Here is a 14,983-nt window from a genome sequence, read left to right as displayed (position 1 = left end):
GCCGGGAGGCAGCCGATGAGTGATGTCACCCTCACCATCGACGGCGAGCAGGTCACCGTGCCCGAGGGCACCCTGGTCATCCGGGCCGCCGAGCGGATGGGGATCGAGATCCCACGCTTCTGCGACCACCCGCTGCTGGCGCCGGTCGGCGCCTGCCGGCAGTGCCTGGTCGACATCCCCGACGCCGGCAACGGCCGCGGGTTCCCCAAGCCGCAGGCCTCCTGCACCATCCCGGTCGCCGAGGGCATGGTGGTGCAGACCGCCAACGCCACCGCGGTCAAGGCGCAGCAGGGGATCATGGAGTTCCTGCTGGTCAACCATCCGCTCGACTGCCCGGTCTGCGACAAGGGCGGAGAGTGCCCGCTGCAGAACCAGGCGATGTCGCACGGCCAGGGCGAGTCCCGGTTCGCCGACTCCGGCGGGGTCAAGCGGACCTTCCCCAAGCCGATCAGCCTGTCGGCCAACGTGCTGCTCGACCGGGAGCGCTGCATCGTGTGCCAGCGCTGCACCAGGTTCGCCGCGGAGATCGCCGGCGACCCGTTCATCGCGCTGGTCGAGCGCGGCGCCGAGCAGCAGATCGGCATCGCCGAGGACGCCCCGTTCTCGTCGTACTTCTCCGGCAACGCCATCCAGATCTGTCCGGTCGGCGCCCTGACCAGCGCCGAGTACCGGTTCCGGGCCCGCCCCTTCGATCTGGTCTCCACGCCCGGCATCGCCGAGCACGACGCCTGCGGGGCCGCCATCCGGATCGACCACCGCCGCGGCAAGGTGCTGCGCCGGTTGGCCGGCAACGACCCGGCGGTCAACGAGGAGTGGATCAGCGACAAGGACCGCTACGCCTTCCGGTACGCCGTCGCGCCGGACCGGCTCACCCACCCCTGGGTCCGCGAGGACGGCGAGCTCCGCCCGGCCGCCTGGCCGGAGGCCTTCGCCCTGGCCGCCCGCGGACTGGCCGCGGCCGGGCGGACGGCGGTGCTGACCGGCGGTCGGCTCACCCTCGAGGACGCCCGGGCGTACGCCGGCTTCGCCCGCGACGTCCTGCACACCGCCGACCGGGACTTCCGGGCCCGGCCGCTGTCGGCCGAGGAGACCGGGTTCCTGGCCGAGCACGTCGCCGGCGCGGCTACGGGCGTCACCTACGCCGACCTGGACACCGCGACGGTGGTCCTGCTGGTCGGCTTCGAGCCGGAGGACGAGGCCGGCACGATCTTCCTGCGGCTGCGCAAGGCGGTGGCCGGCGGGCTGAGCGTCACCACGATCGCGCCGTTCCTCAGCCGCGGCAGCGGCAAGCTCTCGGCCACCCTGGTCCGGACGGCCCCTGGCGAGGAGGCGGCGGCGCTCGACGGGATCGAGCTGCCACCGGACGCGATCATCCTGGCCGGCGAGCGGCTGGCCATCTCTCCGGGCGGGCTCCCGGCGGCGGTCGCGCTCGCCGCGCGCACCGGCGCCAGGCTCGCCTGGATCCCACGGCGGGCCGGCGACCGCGGTGCGATCGAGGCCGGCCTGCTGCCGGTCGACGGCCGCGACGCCGACCAGATCGTCGAGGCCACCGTCGCGGGGGAGATCGACGGTCTGTTGGTCGGCGGCGTGGATCCCGACGACACCGCCGATCCGGCGGCCTTCCGCCGGGCGCTGGCGGCGGCCGACTTCGTGGTCAGCCTGGAGCTCTCCGCCAGCGAGGTGTCCCGAGCCGCGGACGTGATCCTGCCGGTGGCCACGGTCGCCGAGAAGGCCGGGACCTTCCTGACCTGGGAGGGACGCGCACGGCACTTCGAGCGGGTCTTCGACAGGCCCGCCTCGTTCTCCGACGCCCAGATCCTCGACCACATCACCAAGGAGTACGCCGCGGCCCGCGGTCTCGATACGCCCGCGCTCGTTCCTCGCGAGGGCTACTCGACCAGCGAGGAGAGCGTCGGTCGGCCGGCGGGTGCCGGTGGCCAGGGCGTGGGTCGGGCGGCGAGCGCCAGCGATGGGAGCGTCGGTCGGCCGGCGAGCGCCAGCGATGAGGGCGTGGGTCGAGTAGCGAGCGCCAGCGAGCGTATCGAGACCCCTCGTCCCTACCGGCTCGCCACCTGGAAGCTCATGCTCGACAACGGGCGGCTGCAGGGGGGAGACAAGGCCCTGGCCGCGACCGCCCGCCCGGCCGTCGTACTCCTCGCCGCCGACGACTACCAGCGCCTGGGCGCCACGGTGACGGTCATCGGCGACCGCGGCAGCTGGACGCTGCCGGCCGCGCCGGCCGACCTGCCCGAGAGCACGGTGTGGCTGCCGAGCAACAGCTTCGGCCGCGGCGTGCTCGCCGACCTGGCCTCGCCCGGATCCCGCGTCGACGTGGAGGCCGCCGATGTCTGAGCAGCTCAGCGAGAACCTCGCCGCCTTCGGGCACGACCCGTGGTGGATCGTCGTGATCAAGGTCCTGCTGGTCTTCGTCGTCCTGGTCCTGCTGACGCTGTTCAACATCTGGTGGGAGCGGCGCGTGGTGGCGCGGATGCAGCACCGCGTCGGGCCCAACATGCACGGCCCGTTCGGGCTGCTGCAGAGCCTCGCCGACGGGGTCAAGCTGGCGCTCAAGGAGGACGTCACGCCGACCAAGGCGGACCGGGTGGTCTTCGTGGTCGCCCCGGTGATCGCCACCGTGCCGGCGTTCGTGGCCTTCAGCGTGATCCCGTTCGGCCCGGTCGTGGACCTCTTCGGGCAGCACACGCCGCTGCAGCTGACCGACCTGCCGGTGGCGGTGCTGTTCGTGATGGCCATCTCGAGCATCGGCATCTACGGCATCGTGCTCGGTGGGTGGGCCTCGGGCTCGACGTACTCGCTGCTCGGCGGGTTGCGCTCCAGCGCCCAGATGATCTCCTACGAGGTCTCGATGGGGCTCGCGCTGGTGGCGGTCCTGGTCTACTCCGGCAGCCTGTCGACCAGCGAGATCGTCGCCGGCCAGCAGGACTGGTGGTACGGCGCGCTGCTGCTGCCCAGCTTCGTCATCTACTGCGTCTCGATGGTCGGCGAGACCAACCGGGCGCCGTTCGACCTGCCGGAGGCCGAGGGCGAGCTGGTGGGCGGCTTCCACACCGAGTACTCCTCGCTGAAGTTCGCCCTGTTCTTCCTCGCCGAATACATCAACATGGCCACCGTCTCGGCGCTGGCGACCACCATCTTCCTGGGCGGCTGGCATGCGCCGTTCTGGATCGATCGCGCCTGGTCCGGCGCCGAGACCGGCTACTGGCCGCTGCTGTGGTTCTTCGGCAAGGTGCTCTTCTTCATCTGGATCTTCATCTGGCTGCGTGGCTCGTTGCCCCGGCTGCGCTACGACCAGTTCATGGCACTGGGCTGGAAGCGGCTGCTGCCGTGCTCCCTGGTCTGGATCGTGGTGGTCGCGGTGCTGCGGATGGCGGGCATCCAGGGCGACTTCGACCCGCGTTGGCCGACCTTCGCCATCGGCGTGTGCCTGAGCGCGGTCGTCATCGGTGCGGCGCTGCGCACGCCGCTGAAGCAGGCCGGCGCCTTCCTCACCGAGGCGAGCGCACCGACCGGCGACGGTCCCGGCACCGCCTTCCCGACCCCGGCGATGCCGGCCGGCGGCGCGGTCCGCGGGGCGGCTCGGCCGCTCACCTTCGGCCCCGGCGGCGGAGCCGAGGTCCTGCCCGGCGCCCGACAGCCCGCCACCCGACAGGAGGCGTCATGAGCCAGATCACCGGCGGGGAGCCCGATCCCCGCGCTGACCGTGGAGACGATCAGTCGGAGCCGCGCAGTCTCAAGGAGCAGTTCTGGGACCCGGTGGCGGGTTTCGGGGTCACCTTCGCCACCCAGTTCAAGAAGCCCGTCACCGAGCAGTACCCGCGCCAGAAGGAGCCGACCGCGGCCCGTTTCCACGGCCGGCACCAGCTCAACCGGCACCCCGACGGGCTGGAGAAGTGCGTGGGCTGCGAGCTGTGCGCCTGGGCGTGCCCGGCGGATGCGATCTATGTCGAGGGCGCCGACAACAGCGACGAGCCGGATGCCGACGGCAACTCCCAGCGCTTCTCGCCCGGTGAGCGGTACGGCCGGGTGTACCAGATCAACTACCTGCGCTGCATCCTGTGCGGCCTGTGCATCGAGGCCTGCCCCACCCGCGCGCTGACGATGACGAACTCCTACGAGCTCGCCGACGACTCCCGGGAGAAGCTGATCTATGAGAAGTCCGACCTGCTCGCCCCGCTCGAGGAGGGCATGGAGCAGCCGCCGCATCCGATGCGGCTCGGGGACGACGAGCAGGACTACTACGCCCCCGAGACCCTGGTGAGGAGAGGGGAGGACTGATGGAGGCGACGTTCGTCATCCTGGCGCCGATCCTCACCCTGGCCGCACTCGGACTGCTCTTCTCCACCAAGGCGGTGCACGCCGCGCTGTGCCTGGCGGTGGTGATGATCGGGCTGGCGATGCTCTACGCGAGCCTGGACGCGCCGTTCCTGTTCGCGGTGCAGATCGTCGTCTACACCGGCGCGATCCTGATGCTCTTCCTCTTCGTGCTGATGCTGGTCGGGGTGGACGCCACCGAGTCGCTCAAGGAGACCATCGCCGGACAGCGGCTGCTGGCCGGCCTGTTCGGGCTGATCCTGGGGGTGGTGCTGGTGGTCGGCGTGGTGCAGGCCTCGCTCGGCACCATGCAGGGGCTCGGCTCGGCGAACGCGGGCGGCAACATCGAGAACCTCGCCGACCTGCTCTTCTCCCGCTACGTGCTCGGCTTCGAGGCGACCTCGGCGCTGCTGATCACCGCGGCGATCGGGGCGATGGTGCTGGCCCACAAGGAGCGGCTGGCGCCGAAGCCGACCCAGGCCGACCTGGCCCGGCGGCGGGTGCAGGCCTACGCCGCCACCGGCGCGCACCTCGGCCCGCTGCCGCCGCCGGGCACCACCGCGCTGCACAACGCCAACGACGTGCCGGCGCTGCTGCCCGACGGCACTCCGGCACCGACCTCGGTGCCGGCTCTGCTGGGCGGCGTACGACCGGGGGAGTCGGGCGGCCTGCCGGACCTGCCGGACCTGCCGGACTCGGGCGGCCCGTCGACCGCTCCCGGGACGGAGGAGGAGTGATGGACAGCGTCACGCCGTACGTCGTGCTCAGCTCGATCCTGTTCACCATCGGCTGCGTCGGGGTGCTGGTCCGGCGCAACGCGATCGTGGTGTTCATGTGCGTGGAGCTGATGCTCAACGCGGCCAACCTGGCACTGGTCGCCTTCGCCAAGGCGAACGGCAACCTCGACGGCCAGGTGATGGCCTTCTTCGTGATGGTGGTCGCCGCCGCCGAGGTGGTGGTCGGGCTGGCCATCATCATGACCGTCTTCCGTACCCGGGGCACCACCTCCCTCGACGAGCCCAGGCAGCTGAAGTGGTGAGCCCGGCGACGCTCGCGGTGGTCGACCCGGTCGCTGCCACCGGGGTCTTCGATCTGCTCTGGCTGGTGATCGCACTCCCGCTGGCCGGCGCCACGATCCTGCTGGTCGGCCGCCCGTTCGCGCCCCGGCTCATCGACCGGTTCGGGCACTGGCTCGCCACCGCGCTGGTCGGCTGCTCGTTCGTGCTCAGCGTGGTGCTCTTCGCGACCGCGCTGGGCCGCGACGAGTCCGGCCGGCAGGTCGTGCAGCACGTCTACACCTGGATCCAGACACCCAGCCTCGATGTCGGCATGGACCTGCTCTTCGACCAGCTCTCCGGGCTGTTCCTGCTGCTCATCACCGGTGTCGGCGGTCTGATCCACCTCTACTCGGTCGGCTACATGGCCCACGACGAACGCCGGACCCGGTTCTTCGCCTACCTCAACCTGTTCGTGGCCGCGATGCTGATGCTGGTGCTGGCGGAGAACTACCTGGGCCTCTTCCTCGGCTGGGAGGGCGTCGGCCTGGCCTCCTACCTGCTGATCGGGTTCTGGCAGCACAAGCCCAGCGCGGCCGCGGCCGCGAAGAAGGCGTTCGTGATGAACCGGGTCGGCGACATGGGACTGTCGCTGGCGATCGCGCTCTGCTTCACCACCTTCGGCACCACCTCGTTCTCGGCCATCAGCCAGGCGGTCGGCGACATCGGCGAGTCCCGGCTCACCGCGCTCGGCGTGTTGCTGCTGATCGGAGCCTGCGGCAAGTCCGCCCAGGTGCCGCTGCAGGCCTGGCTGCTGGACGCGATGGAGGGTCCCACGCCCGTCTCGGCGCTCATCCACGCCGCCACCATGGTGACCGCCGGGGTCTACCTGGTGGTGCGCTCCGGATTCGTCTTCGACCTCGCCCCCGACGCGCGTACGGCGGTCGTCGTGGTCGCGGTGGTCACCCTGCTGTGGGGGGCGGCCATCGGCTGCGTCAAGGACGACATCAAGAAGGTCCTGGCCGGCTCCACGATGAGCCAGATCGGCTACATGATGCTCGCCGCCGGGCTCGGCCCGGCCGGCTATCCGTTCGCCATCTTCCATCTGCTGACCCACGGCTTCTTCAAGGCGAACATGTTCCTCGGCGCCGGGTCGGTGATGCATGGCATGGGCGACGACGTGGACATGTTGCACTACGGCGCGCTGCGCCGGGTCATGCCGGTCACCTTCGTGACCTTCGCGATGGGCTACCTGGCCATCATCGGCTTCCCCGGGTTCTCCGGGTTCTGGTCCAAGGACAAGATCCTCGAGGTCGCCTTCGACGAGCACTGGTACGTCGGTCTGCTGGCGCTGATCGGCGCCGGCGTCACCGGCTTCTACATGACCCGGCTGATGCTGCTCACCTTCTTCGGCGACCAGCGCTGGGAGCACTCGCCGTTGGGGAGGACCGGACATCCGCATGAGTCGCCGAGGGTGATGACCGGTCCGCTGGTGGTGCTGGCCGCGCTCTCCGCGCTCGGCGGGCTGTTGCTGGTCGGCGACTGGATCGCGAACTGGCTCGGCCCCGTCGTCGGTGAGGCGCCCGAGCACCACGGCGGGATGCCGGCGTGGCTGCTCTCGGTGCTCGCGGTGCTGGTGGTGGCGGCCGGGGTCGGGCTCGCCTGGGCGCTGATCGGGCGCCGCCGGGTCACCCAGGAGCCGACGCCGTATCTGCCGGTCCCGCACGTCGAGGACGTGGTGGTGCCACCGGGGCTCGCGCTCACCCGGGGCGCGTTGGGCATCGACAGGTACGGCGTGGACGGCACCCTGTCCGGTGGCCCGGTCGCGATCGCCGCGATCGTCGGCGAGCTGCGCAAGGCGCAGAACGGCTACGTCCGGAGCTATGCGCTCTCCATCCTCGGCGGCTCGCTGGTCGTCGTACTCGCGCTGCTGGCGGTGAACTGGTGAACGCCCTCCTCGAATGCGCATGCCGTGCTCCCCAACCGGGTTACACGGCGAACGACACGGACCACCCGAACGATCCAGTGAACGACATGGCGAAGGGGAGCCGCGGATGCTGACCCTGCTCTGTGGGATCCCCTTCGCCGGCGCGCTGGTCGCCGCCGCCGTCCCCGCCCGCCGGCGGCTGGTCGCGCTGGCCTTCGCCCTGCTCACCCTGGTGATGGGCATCGTGGCCTGCGCCGCGGCCGACCCGGAGGACCACACCTGGATCGCGGCCCTCGGCGTGCACTGGGCGCTCGGCCTGGACGGTCTCGGCCGGCTGATGGTGCTCCTGACCGTCGGCCTGGTGCCGCTGGTGATGGTGGCCGCCTGGCGCGATCACGGCCAGCGCTGGTTCTCCTGGGCGCTCGCCCTGGAGGCGTTCGCGCTGGTGGTCTTCTGCGCCCAGGACCTGTTCACCTTCTACGTCTTCTTCGAGGCGACGCTGATCCCGGCGTACTTCATGATCGGCTCGCCGGGCTCGGGCCGGGCCGGTGCGGCCGGCGGGCCGCGCCGCTCGCAGGCGGCGCTGAAGTTCCTGATGTACCAGCTCGGCGGCGGCCTGGTGCTGCTGGGCGCGGTGATCGGGTTCTTCGTCGTCTCCGCCCGCCAGGGCTCGCCGTCCTACCTGCTCGGCGACCTGGCCGACCTGGACCTGTCGACCACCGCGGAGCGATGGATCTTCGTGGCGATGTTCGTCGCGTTCGCGGTCAAGGCGCCGCTCTTCCCGCTGCACACCTGGCTCGCCGACACCACCGAGCAGGCCAGCCCGGCCACCAGCGTGCTGCTGGTCTGCGTGCTGGACAAGATCGGCACCTTCGGGATGATCCGGTTCTGTCTCGGCCTGGTCCCCGACGCCAGCCGGTGGGCGACCCCGGTGGTGGTGGCGCTGGCGCTGGTCTCGATCGTGTACGGCGCGGTGCTGGCGATCGGCCAGGACGACCTGCTGCGGCTGATCGGCCTGACCAGCCTGAGCCATTTCGGCTTCATCACGCTCGGGATCTTCGCGCTGACCACCGAGGGCACCTCCGGTGCCATCTTGTACATGGTCAACCACGGTGTCGCCACCGCCGCCCTCTTCCTGGCGGCGGCGTTCCTGATCCAACGCAAGGGCACCGCCTCGATCAGCGCGATCCGCGGGATGGAGAAGCACACGCCGGTGCTCGCCGGACTGTTCCTGGTGGCGGGCCTGGCCACCGCCGGCCTGCCCGGACTCTCCCAGTTCGTCTCGGAGATCCTGGTGATCATCAGCGCGTTCGACTACCACTGGTTCGTCGGCGCGATCGCCGTGACGGCGGTGGTGCTGGCGGCGATCTACATCCTGCTGACCTATCAGCGGACCTTCACCGGTCCGGACGAGCCGGCGGGCGGCGGCTCGCCGGCGGATGGGTCGGCAGCCGGATCGCGGGCTCCGGCCCGGGACCTGACCCGGATCGAGGTCGGCATCCTGGCCCCGTTGATCGTGGCGCTGGTGGTCTTCGGGTTCTATCCCCGGCCGCTCTTCCACGCCGCCAACCCGCTGGCGGACCAGGTGGTCGGCAACGAGTCGATCACCTACGTGTGGGCGAAGGGGAAGTGAGCATGTTCGACCAGCCAGCCATCTCCTACGCCGTGCTGTGGCCGGTGCTCGTGGTGCTCGGCGTGGCCTGTCTGGGTGTGCTCGTGGAGGCGTTCGCGCCCCGCGACCGGCGCCATCCGGTCCAGGTGGTGCTCACCGCGGCCGGCCTCGCCGTCGCGCTGGCCGGCACCATCGCGGTCGGCGCCGGCTCGGCGCTGGGCACCGTCACCGGCGAGGGCGCGGTGGTGGTGGACGGCCCGGGGGTCTACCTGTGGGGTCTGATCCTGGTCGTCTCGCTGGGCGGGGTGCTGCTCTTCGCCGAGCGCCGCCTCGAAGGAGGGGTGAGCGTCTTCGCCGGTCAGGCGGCGGCGCTGCCCGGCACCAGCGCCGAGCGGGCCGCCGCGAGCCGCGGTCTCGACCACACCGAGGTCTACCCGCTGATGCTGTTCGCGGTCGGCGGGATGATGCTGTTCGCGGTCGCCGGCGACCTGCTGATGCTGTTCGTCGCGCTGGAGGTGCTCAGCCTCCCGCTCTACCTGCTCACCGGTCTCGCCCGTCGCCGCCGGCTGCTCTCCCAGGAGGCCGCGGTGAAGTACTTCCTGCTCGGCGCCTTCTCCTCCGGCTTCCTGCTCTACGGCATCGCGCTGATCTACGGATACGCCGGGACGATGTCGTTCACCGGGATCGCCGACCGGGTGGCCGAGGGCGGCAACCACGGACTGCTGCTGCTCGGCACCGGCCTGATCTCGGTCGGCCTGTTGTTCAAGGTCGGCGCGGTGCCGTTCCACAGCTGGACCCCGGACGTCTACCAGGGCGCGCCGACCCCGGTCACCGCCTGGATGTCGGCGGCCACCAAGATCGCCGCGTTCGGCGCGCTGCTGCGGCTCTTCTACGTCGCGCTGCCCGGCGACGTGGACACCTGGCGCCCGGCGCTGGGCGTGGTGGCCATCGCGACGATGCTGCTCGGTGCGACCTTCGCGGTGGTGCAGTCGGACGTCAAGCGGATGCTCGCCTACTCGGCGGTCGCGCACACCGGCTTCGTGCTCACCGGGCTGCTCGGCGTCGGCGAGCACGACGGGGACGGCACCTTCACCTCCACCCAGGCGGTGCTCTTCTACCTCACCGCGTACGGCGTCGCCTCGCTCGGCGCCTTCGCGGTGGTCGCGCTGGTGCGCAGCAGCGCCGGCGAGGCCGGGTCGCTGGCCCGGTGGGCCGGCCTGGGGCGCCGTACGCCGGTGGTGGCGGCCGTCTTCAGCCTCTTCCTGCTGTCGATGGCGGGCATCCCGCTGACCGCGGGCTTCATCGGCAAGTGGGCGGTCTTCGCCACCGCGCTCGCCGCCGGCCAGTGGCCGGTGGTGGTCTTCGCCATCGCCTCCAGCATCATCGCGGTCTTCTTCTACGTCCGGGTGATCCTGCTGCTCTTCTTCGCCGAGCCGCCGGAGGACGTCGAACCGGCCCAGGTGGTGACCCCGTCGCTGCTGACCTCCTCGGTGATCGCGGTGAGCGCCGCCGCCACGCTGGTGCTCGGCGTCGTACCGGGCCCCATTCTCGATCTGCTGGAGAATGCGGGAAGATTCATCGGGTGAGCACCACACCGACCTCCGCCGGCGACCTGGCACTGCCCATCACCGACCCCGGGCTCGAGCGGCGTCTCAAGGTCCAGTTGGCGCGGGTCGAGGAGCTCCTGGCCAGGCATGCGAGCAGCCGGTCCACCTTCGTCACCGAGGCCGCCAGGCACCTGCTGGAGGCGGGCGGGAAGCGGTTCCGGCCGCTGCTGGTGCTGCTGGCCGCCGAGGCCGGGCCGAACCCCGACGCCGAGGAGGTCCGCACCGCCGCCTGCGTCGTCGAGCTCACCCACCTGGCCTCGCTCTACCACGACGACGTGATGGACGAGGCGCTGGTACGGCGCGGGGCGGACTCCGCCAATGTCCGCTGGGACAACCACGTCGCCATCCTCACCGGGGACTTCCTCTTCGCCCGCAGCTCGGAGCTGACCGCCGAGCTGGGCCGCGACGCGGTCCGGATCCAGTCCAAGACCTTCGCCCAGCTGGTCGAGGGGCAGATCCTGGAGGGGATCGATCCCGAGCCGGGCGTCGACCCGGTCGACCACCATCTCGAGGTGGTGGCCGGCAAGACCGGCGCGCTGATCGCCACCTCCGCGCTCTACGGCGCGCGCTTCGCCGGCGCCTCGCCCGAGATCGAGCGAGCGCTGACCGCCTACGGCGACATCGTCGGCACCGCGTTCCAGCTCTCCGACGACATCCTCGACATCGCCTCGGAGACCGGCGAGTCGGGCAAGACCCCCGGCACCGACCTGCGTGAGGGAGTGCCGACGCTGCCGGTGCTGCTGGCCAAGCGCTCCACCGACCCGGCGGACGCCCGGTTGCTGGAACTGCTCGAGAGCGACCTGGCCACCGACGACGCGGCGCACGCCGAGTGCCTCGCACTGCTGCGCGCCCACCCGGCGATGGACGAGGCCCGGAGGTACGTCGTCGGTCGTGCGCACCAGGCCAAGGACCTGCTCACCGCCCTTCCGGCCGGTCCGGTCCGCGACGCCCTGGAGGCGTTCGCCGACGTGGTGGCGGTCCGCACCTCCTGAGCGGAGTCGTCTCCCGACCGCCCATCGCGCTCCCGGGGCGTTCCGGATCGCGTCGAGGAGCGGCGGAAGAGAAGTGGCCCGCCTCCGGGTGCGGGAGACGGGCCGTCCGGGTCGGTGACCCGGGGTCGAGGAACCGGGGTCAGCGGATCAGCTCGTCGAGGTGGTTGTAGACGTCCGAGGAGCCCTGGACCAGGCGGCTGCGCTGACCGTCGATGGCGACCATCTCGTCACCCTGGACGGTGATCCGGCGCACCTCCCGCAGGTTGAGACCGAAGTCGGCCACGCCGTAGTGCTGAGTGGCGCGGTTGTCCCAGATGGCGATGTCACCCGGCGTCCAGGCCCAGCGGATCGTGTTCTCCAGCTTGGTCATCCGGTCCTGCAGGAGGTTGAAGAGGATCTGGCTCTCCTTGTCGTTGAAGCCGATGAAGCTCTTGATGAAGTGTCCGAGCTGCAGGACTCGCTCGCCGGTCTCCGGGTGGACCCGCACGACCGGGTGCTCGGTCTTGTAGAGCGAGGACTGGAAGTCGCTCCTCTTGAAGATGTTGCTGGAGCCGTCGGGGGTGTCCTGCAGCCCGGGCGCCTCGCCGGCCTGCTTGATCTGCGAGGTGTACTGCGCGTAGTCGAACTCGTTGGTGTGCAGCGCCCAGAGCCCGTCGACGAGCGCCTTGAGCTGGTCGGGCAGGGCGTCGTACGCCGTCGCGCCGTTGGCCCACGCGGTGTGGCCGCCGTAGGCGGGAACCGTCTCGCCGCGCAGGATCGAGAACGCCGGTGGCCGGTCCACGAAGGTGACATCGGTGTGCCAGGAGTTGGCCGCCATCCCGCGGGTCGCCTTGAGCGAGAGCACCCGGGCACTGCCGGTGTTGACCGTCGGATGGGCCGTGGTCAGCGGGCCGAGCCGCTCGCCGAAGGCGATCTGGGCGTCGTCGTCGAGGAACTGGTCGTGGAAGAAGACGACCTTGTGCTCGAGGATCGCGGCCCGGATCGCGGCGACCGTCTCCGCAGGTAGATCTCCCGACAGCTTGACCCCCTCGACGAGTGCGCCGATGTTGTGGGTCAGCTTCGTGACGGTGATGCTCGAGGCGTCGACGCCCTGTTCGCGGTCGAGGCTGATGGTCATGGGGACCTTCCTTTCACTGTGGGGCCACGGCAGGCGGCGGCGCCGGATGTCCAGTAATTCGAGTATTCTCCTGCACTTTTGTGCGCGCAACCGCTTGCTCACGGTGAGCAGAAGTGCCGAGCCGGCGAGGACGTGACATATCGTTAGTCACGTTACTTACTTGTCTTTAAACGACGTTCTTCGCCGACTCCGACTGCCCGTTGCGAGGTCAGAAAGGGTGCTCATGACCCGCGCCAACGATCGCCGGCTGCGACCGACCCTCACCGTGATGCGGCACGCCACCGGTGCCTCGGCCGCGCAGGTCTTCGAGCACGTGCGTTCCCATCGGATCGCCAGTCGCGACGACATCGCGGTCAGGACCGGGTTGAGCATCGCCACGGTCGGGCGCACCGTCACCGCGATGGTGGAGGCCGGTCTGCTGCGGGAGTCGGAGGCCGCCGTACGTCCCGGCGCCACCGGCCGGCCCGGGGTCAGGGTCGAGGTCGACACCGAGCGGCACGCCGTCATCGGGTTCCATCTCGGCGCCGAGCGCGCCACCGTCGCGCTCAGCGACCTCACCGGCGCGGTCCTCGCCCACGGCACCGTCGGTCATCCCGTCGCCCGGCGGCCAGACCTCGAGCAGCTCAGCCGGGCCGCCGCGACGCTGCTCGGCCGGCTGTCGAGCCGCGAACCGGTCTCCGTCGGCGTGGTGGGGGACTGGGTGTCGCTCGGCCTGGACTCCTTCGACGTGGCCGCCGAGGTGCGTGAGGTCACCGGACTGCCGGTGCGGGCCGCCGACCACATCGCCGCGACCGCCGCAGCCGACTTCCTGCACCGTGCGAACGGCGCGGTCGGAACGGCGCTCTACGTCTACGGCGCCGACTCCTTCGGGATCACCACCACCGTCGACCGCACCGAGCGGGTCGAGCTCCATCGCTCGCTGAGCCTGGAGCACTTCCCCCATCCGTTCCCATCCGATTCCGGTCCGCTCTGCTCGTGCGGCAGGAGCGGCTGCCTGACGGCGCTCGCCGGCGACGAGGCGTTGGCGCGCCACCTGTTCCACCGGCGGGCGATCGAGGCCCCACGGGTCGCGTCGGTCTACGAGTCCGCCGGCGACCCGGTGGTGCTCGCGGAGCTCCGTCACCGTGCCCGCGCCCTCGGCCACGTCGCGGCGCTGGCCCGCGACATCATGATGACGCCCGATGCGATCACCGACCGGGTCGTCCTCATCGGCCGGGCCTTCACCGCATGCGCCGAGGTCCGCGACGACATCATCGCGGCCTACCGCGAGTTCAGTGCGACCGTTGCGGTGCCGGTCGAGTTCGGCTGGGCCGATGCCTCCGACGCGATCGTGGCCTGCACGGCGGGGCTGGCGCCGGTCATCGAGGACCCGATGGCGGTGGCCCCGGGCGCACCGAGTCGTCGCGGTGAGCACCGCCTGTCCGCGTCCAGGACGAACGCCGGGCCTGCCGCGGTGGTGCGCCCGCTCGCCGCTCGTCGTGCCTCCGCCTGAGGCTGTGCGCTCGATCGGTGCCGCCGATCGCCGCCCGTCACCACCGAGCCGTCTCGGGCCCTATCACCGTTGAAGAGGAACATGCGATGAACACGTCCCTCCGTCTTCGTCCACCCGCGCGAGGAGTACACCAGGCGCCTCGTCGACGCGGTGCCCGCGCCCGACCCGCAGCGCAGGCTCAGCGCTTAACCCTGATCGGCGGATCCAGGGCTGGGGAGCAGTCGACCGTCTCGGAGGTGGACGACGTTGTCGCAGCGCTTGGCGATGTCGGGATCGTGGGTTGCGATGAGGAGCGTGGCTCCGTAGTCGTCGCGGAGCTCGAACAGCAGGCGGATGATCTCTTCGCTGGTGTGGGTGTCGAGGTTGCCGGTGGGCTCGTCGGCCAGCACGATGGCGGGCTTGTTGATGAGTGCGCGGGCGATCGCGACGCGCTGCTGCTGGCCACCGGAAAGCTTGGTGGCGGCCTGGTTCTCGCGTCCATCGAGTCCGACCGCGCGAATCAGCTCCTCGGCCCGCCGGACGTCGTGATCCTTGATGCCTCGAGGCAGCAGCGGCACTGTGACGTTGTCGATGACGGAGAGGGTGGGCAGCAGGTGGAAGCTCTGGAAGACGAAGCCGATGCTGAGCCTGTAGCCGGGGAGCCGCTTGGCGGGTAGGTCGGTGATGGTGACACCGTCGACGGTGATCTCGCCGGCGTCGGGGCTGTCCAGCGCCCCGATGAGATGGAGCAGCGTCGACTTGCCGGATCCGGACGGGCCGGTGAGCGCAGTCAGGGTGCCGCGGTGTACGTCGAGGTCGATGTCATCGGCGGCGACGATGTCGGCGTCGATCGTGTGGAACGCCTTGCGGAGGCCGCGAACCCTGATCACGGGTTCGTCGGGCCGATCTGGCTGGTCGGGGGTGGTCATA

General features: G+C 70.8%; 12 protein-coding genes. 10 read left to right on the top strand and 2 right to left on the bottom strand.

The window, feature by feature from the left end; translation table 11 throughout:
* The first annotated feature begins 15 nt into the window (after positions 1-15).
* The 9 genes from QM638_RS14035 (at position 16) to QM638_RS13995 (ending at position 11,465) form a co-directional block, all read left to right on the top strand.
* Entirely contained in the window at positions 16-2,352 is a 2,337-nt protein-coding gene (locus QM638_RS14035; RefSeq protein WP_415142706.1) for an NADH-quinone oxidoreductase subunit G, read from the top strand.
* Entirely contained in the window at positions 2,345-3,682 is a 1,338-nt protein-coding gene (nuoH, locus tag QM638_RS14030) for an NADH-quinone oxidoreductase subunit NuoH (RefSeq protein ID WP_415142704.1), read from the top strand. The genes QM638_RS14035 and nuoH overlap by 8 nt, the downstream gene beginning before the upstream one ends.
* On the top strand, positions 3,679-4,296 hold the full coding sequence (nuoI, locus tag QM638_RS14025) for an NADH-quinone oxidoreductase subunit NuoI (RefSeq protein ID WP_415142702.1): 618 nt from the start codon (positions 3,679-3,681) through the stop codon (positions 4,294-4,296). Before nuoH ends, nuoI begins: the two co-directional genes overlap by 4 nt.
* Entirely contained in the window at positions 4,296-5,069 is a 774-nt protein-coding gene (locus QM638_RS14020; protein WP_415142700.1) for an NADH-quinone oxidoreductase subunit J, read from the top strand. Before nuoI ends, QM638_RS14020 begins: the two co-directional genes overlap by 1 nt.
* Positions 5,069-5,371, top strand: a complete 303-nt coding sequence (gene nuoK / locus QM638_RS14015; protein ID WP_415142698.1) for an NADH-quinone oxidoreductase subunit NuoK — start codon at positions 5,069-5,071, stop codon at positions 5,369-5,371. Before QM638_RS14020 ends, nuoK begins: the two co-directional genes overlap by 1 nt.
* A complete protein-coding gene (gene nuoL, locus QM638_RS14010) occupies positions 5,368-7,275 on the top strand; it encodes an NADH-quinone oxidoreductase subunit L (protein ID WP_415142737.1) in 1,908 nt (635 codons plus the stop codon). The genes nuoK and nuoL overlap by 4 nt, the downstream gene beginning before the upstream one ends.
* Positions 7,276-7,381: 106 nt before the next feature.
* Positions 7,382-8,887: a complex I subunit 4 family protein gene (locus tag QM638_RS14005; protein WP_415142696.1), complete on the top strand. Its 1,506-nt coding sequence runs from the start codon at positions 7,382-7,384 to the stop codon at positions 8,885-8,887.
* 2 nt (positions 8,888-8,889) lie between these two features.
* Entirely contained in the window at positions 8,890-10,452 is a 1,563-nt protein-coding gene (gene nuoN / locus QM638_RS14000) for an NADH-quinone oxidoreductase subunit NuoN (RefSeq protein ID WP_415142694.1), read from the top strand.
* Positions 10,449-11,465, top strand: a complete 1,017-nt coding sequence (locus QM638_RS13995) for a polyprenyl synthetase family protein (protein WP_415142692.1) — start codon at positions 10,449-10,451, stop codon at positions 11,463-11,465. The genes nuoN and QM638_RS13995 overlap by 4 nt, the downstream gene beginning before the upstream one ends.
* 139 nt (positions 11,466-11,604) lie before the next feature.
* On the opposite strand, the gene QM638_RS13990 is transcribed toward QM638_RS13995, so the two are convergent.
* Positions 11,605-12,582 carry a TauD/TfdA dioxygenase family protein gene (locus QM638_RS13990; protein WP_415142690.1) on the bottom strand — a complete coding sequence of 326 codons (978 nt, stop codon included), beginning with the start codon at positions 12,580-12,582 and terminating at the stop codon, positions 11,605-11,607.
* A 223-nt stretch (positions 12,583-12,805) separates the two neighbouring features.
* Here QM638_RS13990 and QM638_RS13985 point away from each other — a divergent pair, with 223 nt between their 5' ends.
* Positions 12,806-14,074, top strand: coding sequence for an ROK family protein (locus QM638_RS13985; protein WP_415142688.1), 1,269 nt, complete (start codon positions 12,806-12,808; stop codon positions 14,072-14,074).
* 185 nt (positions 14,075-14,259) lie between these two features.
* Here QM638_RS13985 and QM638_RS13980 read toward each other — a convergent pair whose 3' ends face one another.
* Complete coding sequence (locus QM638_RS13980) at positions 14,260-14,982, bottom strand: ABC transporter ATP-binding protein (protein ID WP_415142686.1); 723 nt, start codon at positions 14,980-14,982, stop codon at positions 14,260-14,262.
* Position 14,983: the final 1 nt, after the last annotated feature.

The organism is Nocardioides sp., assembly GCF_047606145.1.
GTDB lineage: Bacteria > Actinomycetota > Actinomycetes > Propionibacteriales > Nocardioidaceae > Nocardioides.
This window is presented reverse-complemented; position numbering and strand designations above follow the sequence as displayed.